Below are 602 nucleotides of genomic sequence, written 5' to 3'. Positions count from 1 at the left end.
TGGCTTCTGTATTGACTATCTCGACATCCACACCTGCCGACTTTAGTTGATTTAAGGTGGTAGTTGGTCCCATCTCATCAGAGCCAATTAACTTGGTTGGGCTCAGTGCCAACAACCCCTCTGCTGAAAGTCGGCGATGATACCCAACGTCGGGTAACTCCATGCCTTGCGGCAAAGTACTGGTTACATCAACGGCGACCAAGCTGTCTTTCGCATCGAGCGCAAGTAATAGTTCGGTAACGGCGCTGCCTGCACTGACGACTCGTTCTGAGGTTGGGGCGTTGTTGGCAAAAAGGTTCGTGCTTGCAAGTAACAGAGCGGCAGCAGTCAACGCAGTGCGCACTGGTGATAATGTGTTCTTCATGAAAATGTTCTCAGTTTTATGTTCTTGTTATGGCGACTCTTCAGTGAGCAATTGAGTCGCCTGAATTCCGTTTTCTTGCAAAAAGCCAAGAAGCTGAACAAGTGATTGAATATTGGCTGTTTTTTCTGCACCAATCACAATAGGTTTATCGGTTGATTTACTCTCTTCTAGCAGCGCGAGAGTGAAGTTTTCCCAATCAATGTACGTTTGTCCGTTGATCGCCCAATAAGGCTCATCC

The 602-nt window shown here is 47.3% G+C and carries 2 protein-coding genes; both read right to left on the bottom strand.

Annotated elements, in window-relative coordinates; all coding sequences use genetic code 11:
- A partial coding sequence (locus tag R7040_RS27995) for an ABC transporter substrate-binding protein (protein ID WP_318097822.1) occupies positions 1-364 on the bottom strand: 364 nt, incomplete at its 3' end.
- A gap of 27 nt (positions 365-391) precedes the next feature.
- Positions 392-602: biopolymer transporter ExbD (locus R7040_RS27990; RefSeq protein WP_318097821.1), on the bottom strand; the 211-nt coding region annotated here is incomplete at its 5' end.

The sequence above is a fragment of the Vibrio sp. 1069 genome (assembly GCF_033340555.1).
Note: the sequence above shows the minus strand (reverse complement) of the source record. Positions and strands in the feature narration are given on the sequence as shown.